Source organism: Sphingomonas sp. OK281, assembly GCF_900115295.1.
Taxonomy (GTDB): Bacteria; Pseudomonadota; Alphaproteobacteria; order Sphingomonadales; family Sphingomonadaceae; genus Sphingomonas.
Genome location: NZ_FOVZ01000003.1, coordinates 405056 through 418003, shown reverse-complemented (window position 1 = coordinate 418003; position 12948 = coordinate 405056). Strand labels below are relative to the sequence as shown.

The 12948-nt window shown below is 65.2% G+C and carries 12 protein-coding genes; 7 read left to right on the top strand and 5 right to left on the bottom strand.

All coding sequences use genetic code 11. The features are described from left to right. Positions 1–6: 6 nt before the first annotated feature. Positions 7–783, bottom strand: a complete 777-nt coding sequence (locus tag BM244_RS13475) for a thioesterase family protein (protein ID WP_093399419.1) — start codon at positions 781–783, stop codon at positions 7–9. Continuing rightward, a complete protein-coding gene (locus BM244_RS13470) occupies positions 780–2357 on the bottom strand; it encodes a class I adenylate-forming enzyme family protein (RefSeq protein WP_093399580.1) in 1578 nt (525 codons plus the stop codon). The genes BM244_RS13475 and BM244_RS13470 overlap by 4 nt, the downstream gene beginning before the upstream one ends. A 74-nt stretch (positions 2358–2431) precedes the next feature. Between BM244_RS13470 and BM244_RS13465 the strand changes: the two genes are divergently transcribed. Together BM244_RS13465 and BM244_RS13460 are read left to right on the top strand one after the other, a co-directional pair. Beyond that, positions 2432–3046 carry a glutathione S-transferase family protein gene (locus tag BM244_RS13465; RefSeq protein ID WP_093399418.1) on the top strand — a complete coding sequence of 205 codons (615 nt, stop codon included), beginning with the start codon at positions 2432–2434 and terminating at the stop codon, positions 3044–3046. Next, positions 3043–3840, top strand: coding sequence for an SDR family NAD(P)-dependent oxidoreductase (locus tag BM244_RS13460; RefSeq protein ID WP_093399417.1), 798 nt, complete (start codon positions 3043–3045; stop codon positions 3838–3840). The genes BM244_RS13465 and BM244_RS13460 overlap by 4 nt, the downstream gene beginning before the upstream one ends. 286 nt (positions 3841–4126) lie before the next feature. Here BM244_RS13460 and BM244_RS13455 read toward each other — a convergent pair whose 3' ends face one another. Further along, positions 4127–4822 (bottom strand): glutathione binding-like protein, encoded by a 696-nt coding sequence (locus tag BM244_RS13455; protein WP_093399416.1) that lies wholly within the window; start codon positions 4820–4822, stop codon positions 4127–4129. 449 nt (positions 4823–5271) lie between these two features. Between BM244_RS13455 and BM244_RS13450 the strand changes: the two genes are divergently transcribed. Continuing rightward, positions 5272–6573 (top strand): spinster family MFS transporter, encoded by a 1302-nt coding sequence (locus tag BM244_RS13450; RefSeq protein WP_093399415.1) that lies wholly within the window; start codon positions 5272–5274, stop codon positions 6571–6573. A gap of 36 nt (positions 6574–6609) precedes the next feature. Here the strand turns inward: BM244_RS13450 and BM244_RS13445 are convergent, their stop codons facing one another. Together BM244_RS13445 and BM244_RS13440 are read right to left on the bottom strand one after the other, a co-directional pair. After that, a complete protein-coding gene (locus tag BM244_RS13445) occupies positions 6610–6993 on the bottom strand; it encodes a hypothetical protein (protein WP_093399414.1) in 384 nt (127 codons plus the stop codon). Between the two features lie 100 nt (positions 6994–7093). After that, positions 7094–8338, bottom strand: coding sequence for a TetR/AcrR family transcriptional regulator (locus BM244_RS13440; RefSeq protein ID WP_093399413.1), 1245 nt, complete (start codon positions 8336–8338; stop codon positions 7094–7096). 156 nt (positions 8339–8494) lie between these two features. Here BM244_RS13440 and BM244_RS13435 point away from each other — a divergent pair, with 156 nt between their 5' ends. The 4 genes from BM244_RS13435 (at position 8495) to BM244_RS13420 (ending at position 12935) form a co-directional block, all read left to right on the top strand. Continuing rightward, positions 8495–9778 carry an acyl-CoA dehydrogenase family protein gene (locus tag BM244_RS13435; protein WP_093399412.1) on the top strand — a complete coding sequence of 428 codons (1284 nt, stop codon included), beginning with the start codon at positions 8495–8497 and terminating at the stop codon, positions 9776–9778. 130 nt (positions 9779–9908) lie between these two features. Continuing rightward, positions 9909–10991, top strand: a complete 1083-nt coding sequence (locus BM244_RS13430) for a Zn-dependent alcohol dehydrogenase (protein ID WP_093399411.1) — start codon at positions 9909–9911, stop codon at positions 10989–10991. Positions 10992–11008: 17 nt separating this feature from the next. Then, complete coding sequence (locus tag BM244_RS13425; protein WP_093399410.1) at positions 11009–12052, top strand: phosphotransferase family protein; 1044 nt, start codon at positions 11009–11011, stop codon at positions 12050–12052. Between the two features lie 118 nt (positions 12053–12170). Next, a complete protein-coding gene (locus BM244_RS13420) occupies positions 12171–12935 on the top strand; it encodes an SDR family oxidoreductase (protein WP_093399409.1) in 765 nt (254 codons plus the stop codon). Positions 12936–12948 lie beyond the last annotated feature (13 nt).

Here is a 12948-nt window from a genome sequence, read left to right as displayed (position 1 = left end):
CCTGGACTAGGCGAAGATCGCGACGCTCTGCATCTGTTCGGCGATCGGCGTGCCGTCCGCGTTCCAGATCGCCATCTGCTGGCTCGAACTGCCTGCGCGCACGTAATCGGTGGTCGCGCGGAGCAGCCACCAGCCATCGCGCGTCACCGGCTGCGGACCGAGGACGTTGAGCAGCCAGGTCATCGAACTGAGCGGGGCGGGGCCGCCGAGCAGTTTCAGCGCGGACGGAGGCAGGCAGTCCGCGACCGCGACGAGCTCGACCATCGGATCGATCCCGTCACGCTCGGCCAACCGCACCCAGCGCAGCCATTCCGCCGGTCCGACGCCGTCATCGCGGCGGTCGAGCAGGTCGAAGTTCCGCGAGAACGCGACCGCGCTATGGCCACGAAACGTCTGCGTCTCGGGGCCGGGCATCGGAAAGTCCGGTGCGCTGCCGGTCTGGTGATCGATGCGCGACGCCACCGCCCCCATGAACACGAACGTCGCGCGCAGCCCGAGCCCTGCTTCACTCTCGACATCCGCCTGGATGAACGCCGCGTTGCGTCCCCGCCGCAGCCGGCTTGCGCGGATGACGATATCGCCAGAGAGCGGGCCGATGAACGATACTTGCGCGGACCGCAGCGGCGGCAGGTCGACGTCGGACTTCTGCGCGGCATGCAGTGCGAGCGCGGCGGAGAAGCCGCCATAGGCGGTGCGGCCCTGCAACCAATTGTCGGGCACCGTCCCGCGCCAACCACCCTCAATCGGTTCCAGCGCGTCGATCGCCTGTCTGAGACTGGTCACGCGGCAGCACCCCCCAGCCTGTCGCGAAGTTCGCGCTTGAGCACCTTGCCGATCGCGCTGCGTGGCAACTCGTCTGCGACGTGGAGCGCGGAGAGGCGTTGTGTCCTGCCGAGTTGGCGGTTCACCCAGGTGAGGATCGCGGCCGCATCTTCGCGTGCTTCGGCACGGGAGACGTAAAACCCGACCGGCGTCTCGCCCCAGGACTCCGACGGAACGCCGATCACCGCGCAATCGGCGACGGCGGGGTGTTGCGCCAACACCGCCTCCAGATCAGACGGATAGATGTTGAACCCGCCCGAGATGATCAGGTCCTTCTTCCTGTCCATCAGTGTAAGAAAACCGTCCTCGTCGAACCGCCCGACGTCGCCGTGGCGGATGTAGCGGTTGCCGTCCGCGTCATGCCATTCGGCGTCGCGCGTCGCCTCGGAGCGACCGTGATAGCCGTTCATCATCGCCGGGCTGCGGCCGACGACCTCGCCCATCTCGCCCTGCGCAACCTCGTTGCCGTCATCATCGATCAGGCGGATCTCATGGCCCGGCATCGGCTGGCCGACGGTGTGCAGCTTGGTCGGGTTGGCCGTGGCGTTGAGCGCACAGCTCGCGCCGCCCTCGGTCATGCCGTAGAATTCGACGAGCACGCCCGGCCAGCGCGCGACCACGTCGGCCTTGAGCGCGGCCGAGAAGGGCGCGCTGGTGCTGGTCTTGAACCGGAACGTCGACAGGTCGAAGCTGTCGAAATCGGGTAGCGCCATGATCCGCTGATATTGCACCGGGACGAGCATCGTGTGCGTCGCGTGGTAGCGCTGGGCGAGTTCGAGATAGGCGCGGGCGTCGAACTTGCCCATCAGCACGACGGTGCCGCCCCAGCCGAGCGTCGGCAGGAAGCTGACCAAGGTGGTATTCGAATAGAGCGGCGTCGCGATCATCGTGACGGCGGTGTCGAACCCGGCGGCGGTGTTGCGCGCAATATGTGCCCAGCGCATCGCGTGGCTCTGGACGATACCCTTCGGCGTGCCGGTCGTGCCGGAGGAGTAAATGATGTTGAACGGGTCTTCGGGGGCGATCTCGACCGGGGTTGGCCTGCTCTCTGAAGGAGCGAGCCACGTCTCAAAAGATTGTTCCCCCGCGAAGCCGGGAGCCCAGCCTGGGCCCCCGCCTTCGCGGGGGAACAATACTATGCGGGCTGTTAGGAGCTGCCCTTCCAAAGCCCGCGCATTCTCCGCATCGAGGAACACTAGCGGCGCGCCACTATCCGCAATCATGGCCGCGATCGCCGCCGGCGTCGCCGACGGCGCGATCGGCGTCGCTACGCACCCTGCGCGTACCGTACCAAGGAAGACTGCCGCATAGTCGGTCGTCGGCGCGGCGGCGATCGCCACCGCGCTCCCCGGCACAACCCCGTCGCGCTGCAATGCCGACGCGACGCGGTCCATCATCGCATCGAGCGTCCGATAGTCGATGCTACCCTGCGCGTCGGCAACGGCCGTCCGATCACCGCGTTCCAACGCGTGCGCGTGGATCAAATCGGGGAGGGTGGCAAAGCCGGTGGCGAGCATGTCTGCGGCGGTCGTCATGCGACGCATCGCTAGGCGAACGCGTCCGGCAATGCCATACGGTATATTCGAAAAACAATGTCGAGGAGACGCCCTTGCTGTTCTACGATAGCGCACTGCCCGCGCCCAATCCGCGCCGCGTCCGCATCTTCCTCGCCGAAAAGCATGTCCGCGTGCCGATGGCGCAGATCTCGATCCCCAAGGCCGAGCACAAGGCCGAGCCGTTCCTCGCGGTCAATCCGCTCGGCCAGACGCCCGCGCTCACGTTCGACGACGGCCGCGTGCTGACCGAGAGCGTTGCGATCTGTCGTTACTTCGAGATTCTCCATCCCGATCCGCCGATGTTCGGCCACGGCGCGCACAACATCGCCGAGATCGACATGTGGACGCGGCGGATCGAACTGCGGCTGATGACCCCGCTGTCTATGGTCTGGCTGCACACGCATCCCTGGACCGCGCGGATCGTCCAGCCGCAATATACCGAGTTCGGCGAGAGCCAGCGCCCGCGCGTTCTCGCCGCGATGGCGGAGTTCGACCGCGCGCTCGCCGGTCGCGACTGGCTGGACGGCGAACGCTACACGATTGCCGATATCGTCCTGCTCACGACGATCGACTTCGCCCGGTTCGTCGGCGTCGCGATGCCGGATGACCTGACGCACCTCAGGGCCTGGCACGCTCGTGCCTCCGCGCGCCCGAGTGCGCAGGCATGAGCGCCAGTATCGAAGGCGCGGTCGCGATCGTCACGGGCGGCGGCACCGGGATCGGTGCGGCAGTCGTGCGGCGACTGGCGGCGCGGGGCGTCCGCTGCGTCATCAACTACGCCACCAGCCGCGACGACGCCGAGGCGCTTGCCGTCGAGGTAGGGCTGGGCGCGACCGCGGTGCAGGCCGACATCGTCGAGGACGCCGCCTGCCGTGCGCTCGCCAGCGCCGCGATCGATGCGTTCGGTCGGATCGACTTTCTCGTCAACAATGCCGGTCGTACGAAGTTCGCCGCCCATGAGGATCTCGATGCGCTCGACGCCGAGGATTTCATCGACCTCTACCGGCTGAACACGGTCGCGCCGTTCCAGATGGTCCGCGCCTGCGCGCCCGCGTTGCACGCAAGTCCATTCGGCGCGGTCGTCAACGTGGCGAGCGTCGCGGGTGTGTTCGGGATGGGATCGTCGGTCGCCTATGCCGCCTCGAAGGGCGCACTCGTGACGATGACCAAAAGCCTTGCGCGTGCCTTGGCCCCAGAGATCCGCGTCAACGCGGTCGCGCCGGGATACGTCGCGACCGGTTGGTACGAGAAGCGGCTCGGTGACGAAGGGTTCGCCAAGCTCAACGCGAAGGTCGCGGCGTCGGTGCCGATGGGGTTCGCCACGAGGGCCGACGATGTGGCAGGGCCGATCGAGATGCTGCTCGATCCGATGAGCCGGGCGATGACGGGCGAAGTGCTGTTGCTGGATGGCGGCGGGCATTTGGATGTCGCTCTGTCGCGGCGCCCGGGGCGGGAGGGGTGAATTTTTCCCGCGTTACGCTCGCCGCCATAAACGAACGCTCCCTTTGAAGAGAGGAATCGCGTCGTCAGTTTGTCGAAAATGCCGGCCAAAGAAAGCAACTGCTCCGGCGAAGGACGGGGCCCAACTGGCGAAGCTGCAGTAACGGAGCGAAGCCCCCGTTAAACACCGTTCCCAACTTGGACCCCGGCCTTCGCCAGGGCGTGCCGAGCAGAGCCGGCAAGCTCTCCCGGGATAATCGAGAATCCCGTAGAAAGGCGTTCCCGAGCCCGATTCCGCCACGTGCCCCTTACCGCGTCGCCGCAGTCTGCCCGAACAGCATCTTCTTCGCCTCGTCGGTCATCGGCACGCTCGTATCGTGGATCGCCTTGCCCTTCTCATACGCGGCGATCGTCGCTGGTCGCGCCGCGATCGCCTCGAACCAGCGCTTCAAATTCGGGAAATCCTCGAGCCGCTGGCCCTGCGCCTCGTACGGTACGATCCACGGATACGCCGCCATGTCCGCGATCGAATAGTCGCCCGCAATGAAGTCGCGCCCATCGAGCCGGCGATCGAGCACGCCGTACAGGCGGTTGGTTTCCTTTACGTACCGGTCGATCGCGTAGGGGATCTTCTCGGGTGCGTAGCGGTTGAAATGGTGGTTTTGCCCGAGCATGGGGCCAAGTCCGCCCATCTGCCACATCAGCCACTGGGTCACGTCCGTCCGGCCACGCAGATCCTTGCCGCCGAACTGGCCCGTCTTCTCCGCCAGATACAGCAGGATCGCACCGGATTCGAAGATGGCGATCGGTTCGCCACCATCGGTTGGCGCATGATCGACGATCGCCGGCATCCGGTTGTTCGGCGCTATCTTCAGGAAATCGGGGACGAACTGTTCGCCCTTGCCGATGTTGATCGGCTTGATCGTGTAGTCGAGCCCGGCTTCTTCGAGAAACAGCGTGATCTTGTGGCCGTTCGGTGTGGGCCAGTAGAAAAGATCGATCATCGGAATGCTCCAGCGATTGTGTCGCATCGCAGATGGGGCAGTGTCACGCCGACGGCAAGCAAGCCGCGATCGAACGATTCCGCGAGCAACGACGCGGTAAGGAAAAGACGCTTTGCAACGCCGCGAATCTGTGCGAGAGGGCCGCATACCCGGTATTCAGATTGCCCGGACGCTCCACTCCATAGACGATGGGGAGACGAGCCCGGCCACGACGTTGGAGAGGGGATAAGGCGGAAGAGCGACCCCAACGAGGACGCATCTTCCGCCGTCCTTCTCACGAAATACCGATCAGGCCCTCAGAGCACCAAGCCTTTGCTTCTTTGAGTAATTCCGCTTGTCGCTACCAGGCCATCGGCTCGTCGAACGTCCGTGCCAATTACAGCTTCAGCTTGTCTGGTACGCCTCGATTGCCTTAGCGTAAGGCCTGTTTCGATTTCGAGGTATTGCCGATGGCCGCAGCGTATCAGTCCCATCCCGAGATCGCCGATGCCCTGGCGATGAAGCGACGGGGCCTGACGCTCGCGCTGCTCACCTTCACCTATTTCTTCAGCTACATGGACCGGCAGATCCTCGCCATCCTGCTCGAGCGGATCAAGGCGGACCTGCTGCTGACCGATACGCAGCTCGGGCTGCTGTCCGGATTGGTGTTCGCGATCTTCTACGCGACGCTTGGCATTCCGGTCGCGCGACTCGCGGATCGGACCAGTCGCCGCAACATCATCGCCGCCAGCCTGACGATCTGGAGCGCGATGACCGCGCTGTGCGGCCTCGCGCAGAACTTCACGCAGTTGATGCTCTTCCGGATCGGCGTCGGCATCGGCGAGGCGGGGTCGAGCCCGCCCAGCCATTCGATCATCGCCGACCTCTATCCGCCCGAGAAACGCGCGAGTGCGATGGCGGTGTATTCGCTCGGCGTGGTGCTTGGCGCGGGCTTCGGCACGCTAATCGGCGGCGTCGTCGCGCATAGCTATGGCTGGCGGATCGCGATGATGACCGTCGGCCTGCCGGGAATCGTGCTGGCGCTGCTCGTCCGCCTGTTCATGGTCGAGCCGCGTCGCGGACTGTCCGACGCGGCGCGCGCGGTGGCGACACCGATGCCTAGCGTCGCGCAGGGGTTCGCGTCGATGTGGGCGAGCGCCCCGGCGCGACATCTGGTGGTCGGCGTCACGCTGACGTCGATGATCGGCTATGCGCTGACCGGCTGGGGGCCGAGCTACATCCAGCGCTCGCTCGGCATCTCGATGCTCGACATCTCGCGGTATATCGCGTTGCCGGGGGCGCTGTTCGGCGCGATCTCCGCGCTGGCAGGCGGCAAGATTGCGGACGTGCTCGCCAGGCGTCGCGGGCTCCACGTCCAGGCCTGGGTAGTGCTGGCGATGAAAGGCCTGTCGCTCCCGTTCGCGCTGGCCTTCTACCTGATCGACGCACCGGCGGTGGCGATCGGCAGCTATTTCGTCTCGCTGATCTTCGCGAATTCGTATCTTGGGCCGAGTTTCGCGCTGATCCAGCACCTCGCGCCATTGCAGATCCGCGCGATGTGGGCGGCGATCACGTTGCTGGTGATCAACCTGGTCGGGCTGGGACTGGGACCGACGTTGGTCGGCTGGCTGAGCGACTTGCTGAAGCCCGGGTTCGGCGAGGATTCGCTACGGTATGCGCTGATCGTCATCGTGTTGATGACGCCGTGGGCACTGTTCCATTATTGGCGGGCAGGCGTGTTGCTCAAGCGACAGGAGGATGCCGCCCGATAGGGGGATTTCGGGGCAGGGGGCTGATCGCCTCGAGCGCTATGGCGCGGCTCTCTGCTGCATATCCGTCAGCATCCACGCGAGCGCGGATGCGCGATCGTCGAACACCGCCATGTCGTCGCGTACCGACGCAATGCGCTTGACCTGCAGGCGCGCGAGCTTGCCGTTGGTGTACAGGGCTACCTTGCGCGATCTGAGGGGCATCGTCAGCGCCATGCGCTGGAGCATCGCGATCACCTCCTGCGGCTGGATCGCGGCCCGTGTGAAATTGCAGAGGAGCATGTGGCGCTTGCCGGTCGCGAGCACGCTACGCGCCTCGCGTTCGAGGTCGCGGAGAAAATCCTCGACGTGCGCCAGGGTCCAGAAGCCCGATGCTTCGACTTCGATGATCCCCGACCCGAGATCCGTGGTAATACTATGCATGACGCCTCCGTTGGGCGCGGCATCGGGTCAGGCAGTTTAACACAAGGTAAGGAAACCGTAACGGATGTGAACGCATCCATTACGCGTATCGGATGACGACTCAGCCCTTTGCGAGCCCGTCGTCGAACAGCCCGAACATCAGCGTCGAGGCATACATCGCGATCGCCCGCTCGCGCGGCATGGTCGAGGCCCATTTGCGCATGTCGAACGCTGCGTTCTGGAGCGCCATCAACGCCTGCGCTGCGATCAGCGCATCGACCGCGCGGATCGAGCCCTCGCCGATCCCGTCCATCATCATGCCCGCATAGCGCCGCGCGATGCCGTTCGAGCGATCGACCATCGCGTTGCGCACGCCGACCGGCAGGCCGCTCAGCGCCGTCGTCCGTAGCAACGGCCCGCGCTCGGCGAACTGCACGTCCAGCAGCGTCGCGACGGTGCTGGACAGCTTATGCCAATAACTGCCGCCCTCGGCCTCGCCGCGGCTCTGCGCATCGGCGATCGTGTCGAAGCTGCGGCGGTAGCAGGCGATGACGAGATCGTCCTTCGCATCGAGATGGTGGTAGAAGCTGCCTTTGGTGACGTTCAGCTCCGATGCGATCTTCTGCACCGACGCACCGCGATAGCCGAGTTCGTTGATCAGGCGCGTCGCAGCGAGCAGGAACGCCTCGCGGCCCGGCTCCGCTTCGTCATGGCTGAGATCGAGCAGCTTCGGCGACCATCTGGCATCCTTGCCCGCGATGCCGTGCGCGAACACGTCCATCAGGCGTTCCTCGACACGGTCGTACTGATCGGGCTCGTACCGCGTCAGCCAGATCGGCAGCCAGAACGTGTTCTCGAGCAGCACGTGCGCGCGGGCGCCATTGAGATCGGTCTGCGCACGCGACGAGGTCGGACCCCACAGCAGGCGCGTGCGGCGGAATACCTCGCGCCAGCCTGCCATCAGACGGCCGCGCATCGGCTCTTCGGTCGCGCGCAGATCGGAGAGGACCGCGAACGCCTTCTCCTCGCCGCGCTGGATCCGGCGCAACCGATCCATGTTGAGCGCGAGATAGCGCCGTACGCGCTCCTCCGGCGTCGCCTCTTCCATCGCCATGTCGAGCATCGCGATCAGGGACTCGAGCGTGTTCTCGAACGCCGCTGCCGCGAGGTCTTCCTTGCGCTTGAAATAATAGGTAACGCTCGTCGTGTTGAGCCCGACGCGCCGCGCCACGTCCGCGAACGTCATGCCCTTGGCACTCTGTTCGTTGATCGCTTCTGCCGCCGCCGCGAGGATCGCGTCACGCTTCGCACGGAAGCGCTTGGTCCCCTGTTCGCTCTCGTCGCTGGCCTCTGCCGGAACCTTCATCGAAACACCCTAACAGCTTCGATTTGAAGATACAGTGCTTTTTAGGCGCTTTCAGGGCGGACTTGAAAACATGCTTTCAGCGGCCCTCCACACGCTTTACCGAATACGCGGTATGGTCTACCCCGCCTCCAAAGCGATGACGATTGGAGAGCCCGCATGGATTTTACGCTGAGCGAACGAGAGATGTATTTCCGGGATCGGGTCCGGGATTTCATCGACCAGAATATCCGCCCTCGACAGGCCGATTACGACCAGCAGGCGCATGAAGGCGAGCGCTGGAAGGTAATTCCGGTGATCGAGGAGATGAAGGAGAAGGCCAAGGCGGCCGGGCTCTGGAATTTCTTCATGCCGCCGCATTCGGGCCAGACGCATGTCGACGATACGTTCGAATTCGAAGGCACGCAGCTCACCAATCTCGAATATGCGTTATGCGCGGAGGAGATGGGGAAGATCAGTTGGGCGAGCGAGTGTTTCAACTGTTCGGCGCCCGATACCGGCAACATGGAGGTGTTTCACCGCTATGGCACGCGCGAGCAGAAGGAGGCCTATCTCGGTCCGCTGATGCGCGGCGAGATCCGTTCGGCGTTCCTGATGACCGAGCCGGCGGTGGCGTCGTCCGATGCGACCAACATCGAGACGTCGATGGTGCGCGATGGGGATCACTACGTCATCAACGGCACGAAATGGTGGTCGAGCGGCGTCGGCGATCCGCGTTGCAAGATCGCGATCGTGATGGGCAAGACGTCGTTCGAGGGCTCGCGGCACCAGCAGCAGAGCCAGATCCTCGTGCCGATGGATACGCCCGGCGTGACGATCAAGCGGATGCTTTCCGTCTATGGCTATGACCACGCGCCGCACGGGCATGGCGAAGTCGTGCTGGAGAACGTCCGCGTGCCGGTCGAGAACGTGCTGCTCGGCGAAGGGCGCGGGTTCGAGATCGCGCAGGGGCGGCTTGGGCCGGGCCGCATCCATCACTGCATGCGCACCATCGGTGTCGCCGAGACAGCGATCGAGACGATGGCGCGGCGCCTGCTCGACCGGGTCGCGTTCGGCAAGCGGATCGCAGACTTCTCGGTTTGGGAGGAGCGCATCGCCACCGCGCGGATCGACATCGAGATGACTCGTTTGCTGTGCCTCAAGGCGGCGGACATGATGGACAAGGCGGGCAACAAGTCCGCGCAGATCGAGATCTCGATGATCAAGGTCGCCGCGCCGAACATGGCGCTCAGAATTCTCGACGATGCGATCCAGGCGCATGGCGGCGGCGGTGTCTCGGGTGACTTCCGGTTGGCGCACGACTGGGCGGCAATGCGGACGCTGCGGTTCGCGGATGGCCCGGACGAGGTCCACAACCGCTCGATCGCGCGGAACGAGTTCGGGAAATACGGCGATTTCCGGAAGGGTGGCGTGTCCAGCGGGGATGTCGGGGTGAGCCGGTAAACCCCCGTTCGTCCTTCTTTCTTCGTCATCCTGGGCTCGACCCAGGACCCAGAGCCACAAGCGCGACGATCTTGGCTCTGGGTCCTGACTTTCGTCAGGATGACGGTCTCGTTTCGGAGCGCACCTACCCATGAAAGCCGCAGTCCTTTTCGAAGCCAACACCCCGCTCAGCATCGAGGACGTGACCATCTCGAAGCCGACGGCGCATGAAGTGCTGATCCGCACGGTCGCGGTCGGCGTGTGCCGGTCCGACCTGCATTTCGTCGACGGCGCCTATCCCCACGCGATGCCGACGATTCCCGGCCATGAGGCTTGCGGCATCGTCGAGGCGGTCGGGGAGGAAGTGCGCGGCGTGAAGGTCGGCGATCATGTCGTCACGTGCCTGTCGGCATTCTGTGGTCAGTGCGAGTTTTGCGTCACCGGGCGGATGTCGCTCTGCATCGACGCCAGCGTCCGCCGTCCGAAGGGGGCCGCACCGCGCCTCATGCTTGGCGATCGGCCGATCGCGCAGATGCTCAACCTCAGCGCCTACGCGGAAATGATGGTGGTCCACGAACACGCGTGCGTCGCGATCGACCGCGATATGCCGATGGACCGTGCAGCATTGCTCGGTTGCGCGATTACCACCGGGGCAGGTGCGGTGTTCAACACTACCGACGTGACGCCGGGCGAGACGGTCTGCGTGGTCGGCTGCGGCGGCATCGGCCTCGCCGCGGTTAACGCGGCCAAGATCGCCGGCGCGGGAAAGATCATCGCGCTTGATCCGGTGCCTGAGAAGCGCGTGATGGCGGAGAAACTCGGCGCGACGCACAGCATCGACGCGCTGTCCGATACCGCGGCGGACGAGGTCGTCGCGATCACCAAGGGCGGCGTGCATCACGCGATCGAGGCGGTCGGGCGTGCGCAATCGGCGGCAACTGCGGTCAAGGTCCTGCGGCGCGGGGGCACCGCGACGATCCTCGGGATGATGCCGCTCGGCGAGAAGGTCGGGCTGTCGGCGATGGACCTGCTGTCGGGCAAGCGCTTGCAGGGCGGCTTCATGGGGTCGAACCGGTTCCCGGTCGACATCCCGCGGCTGGTCGATTTCTACATGCGCGGGCTGCTCGATCTCGACACGATCATCGCCGACCGGATGCCGCTGGAGCGGATCAACGACGCGTTCGACGAACTCCGCCGCGGGGATACGACCCGTAGTGTGATCACCTTCTCGTGAGCGACGCATCGACCAGCATGGTCGGCACGATCGAAGTCGGCGACAAGGACCGCCTCGACCTCGACACGCTTGGCGCGTGGATGACCGCCAACGTGCCCGGCTATGCCGGCCCGCTGACCTACGCGAAGTTCGCCGGCGGCCAGTCGAACCCGACCTACCGCCTCGACACGCCGGAGCGCGCCTACGTGCTGCGCCGGAAACCGTTCGGCCCGATCCTGCCGAGCGCGCACGCCGTCGATCGTGAATACCGCGTGATTGCGGGCCTCCATCCGACCGGCTTCCCGGTGCCGCGGCCCTATGGTCTCTGCGAGGACGCGGCGGTCATCGGTTCGGCGTTCTACGTCATGGAGATGGTCGAAGGCCGGACGATCTGGGACGGCGCGATGCCCGGCGCGACCCCGCCCGAGCGGACCGCGCATTACGAAGCGATGGTCGACACGCTCGCCGCGCTTCACAACACCGATTATGCGGCAGCGGGGCTCGGGGAGTACGGAAAGCCCGGCAATTACTTCGAGCGCCAGGTCGGCCGCTGGACCAAGCAATACCGGGCGGCCGAGACCGAGAATATGGAGTCGGTCGAACGCCTGATCGAGTGGCTGCCGCGCACGCTGCCCGAGCAGACGCGCACCGCGATCGTCCACGGCGACTACCGCATCGACAACATGATCTTCGCGCCGTCCGAGCCAAAGGTCATCGCCGTCCTCGACTGGGAATTGTCGACGCTGGGCGATCCGCTCGCGGACTTCTCGTATCTGCTGATGAGTTGGGTGACCGAGCCCGAGGGGCGTTCGGGCGTGCTTGGCATGACCGGACCGGAGACGGGCATTCCGACGATCGAGCAGGTCGTCGAACGCTATTGCGCTGCCACCGGCCGCGACGGCGTCCCCGATCTGAACTGGTATTTCGCCTATAACCTCTTCCGTCTGACCGGCATCGTCCAGGGTATCAAGAAGCGCATCATCGACGGCACTGCGTCGAGTGCGCAGGCGGAGAAGACGGTCGCCAAGATCCACGGGTTGGCGGATGCTGCGTGGGGCTTTGCGGTGAAAGCGGGCGCCTGATTCCCCTCCCGCTTGCGGGAGGGGTTAGGGGAGGGGCTGACCTTTCCCGGCATGAAACGTTGCGGAAAGATCGGGCCCTCCCCCGACCCCTCCCGCAAGCGGAAGGGGAGAAGCAAGAATGTCGCAGTTCGACCTTACCGGCATGGTTGCCATCGTCACCGGCTCCTCGCGCGGCATCGGCTTGGCTTCCGCGCGCGAACTCGCCGAGCACGGCGCGAAGATCGTGATCTCCAGCCGCAAGCAGGACGCATGCGACACCGTCGCGGCGGAACTCAATGCCAGGCACGGAGACGGCACCGCGATCGCGGTCGCCGCGAACATCTCCGACAAGGCCGGCCTCCAGAACCTCGTCGACGAGACCCGTGCCCAGTTCGGCCGAATCGACATCCTCGTCTGCAACGCTGCCTCGAACCCCTATTACGGCCCCCAGGCCGGCATCGCCGACGACCAGTTCCGGAAGATCCTCGACAACAACATCGTCTCCAACCACTGGCTGATCCAGATGGTCGCGCCCGAGATGCTGGAGCGCCGCAGCGGCAGCATCATCATCATCTCGTCGATCGGCGGCCTGCGCGGCTCGCCGGTGATCGGCGCCTATTGCATCAGCAAGGCGGCCGACATGCAGTTCGCGCGCAACCTCGCGGTCGAGTTCGGCCCGTCCAACGTCCGCGTGAACTGCATCGCTCCCGGCCTGATCAAGACCGACTTCGCGCGCGCCTTGTGGGAAGACCCGCAGCGGATCGAGGCAGCGAACACCAGCGTGCCGCTCCGCCGGATCGGTGAGCCGGAAGAGATCGCGGGCGCGGTCGTCTTCCTCGCCTCGCAGGCCAGCGCATTCATGACCGGCCAGACGATGGTCATCGACGGCGGCGTCACGATATAACCGAAGGACCATG

What these genes read in the sequence shown, in the direction of transcription:
- BM244_RS13455 (WP_093399416.1), bottom strand. Translation starts at nt 4,822, where the DNA reads ATGATCGATCTTTTCTACTGGCCCACACCGAACGGCCACAAGATCACG.
- BM244_RS13420 (WP_093399409.1), top strand. Translation starts at nt 12,171, where the DNA reads ATGTCGCAGTTCGACCTTACCGGCATGGTTGCCATCGTCACCGGCTCC.
- BM244_RS13435 (WP_093399412.1), top strand. Translation starts at nt 8,495, where the DNA reads ATGGATTTTACGCTGAGCGAACGAGAGATGTATTTCCGGGATCGGGTC.
- BM244_RS13460 (WP_093399417.1), top strand. Translation starts at nt 3,043, where the DNA reads ATGAGCGCCAGTATCGAAGGCGCGGTCGCGATCGTCACGGGCGGCGGC.
- BM244_RS13445 (WP_093399414.1), bottom strand. Translation starts at nt 6,993, where the DNA reads ATGCATAGTATTACCACGGATCTCGGGTCGGGGATCATCGAAGTCGAA.
- BM244_RS13425 (WP_093399410.1), top strand. Translation starts at nt 11,009, where the DNA reads ATGGTCGGCACGATCGAAGTCGGCGACAAGGACCGCCTCGACCTCGAC.
- BM244_RS13430 (WP_093399411.1), top strand. Translation starts at nt 9,909, where the DNA reads ATGAAAGCCGCAGTCCTTTTCGAAGCCAACACCCCGCTCAGCATCGAG.
- BM244_RS13470 (WP_093399580.1), bottom strand. Translation starts at nt 2,357, where the DNA reads ATGACGACCGCCGCAGACATGCTCGCCACCGGCTTTGCCACCCTCCCC.
- BM244_RS13450 (WP_093399415.1), top strand. Translation starts at nt 5,272, where the DNA reads ATGGCCGCAGCGTATCAGTCCCATCCCGAGATCGCCGATGCCCTGGCG.
- BM244_RS13440 (WP_093399413.1), bottom strand. Translation starts at nt 8,338, where the DNA reads ATGAAGGTTCCGGCAGAGGCCAGCGACGAGAGCGAACAGGGGACCAAG.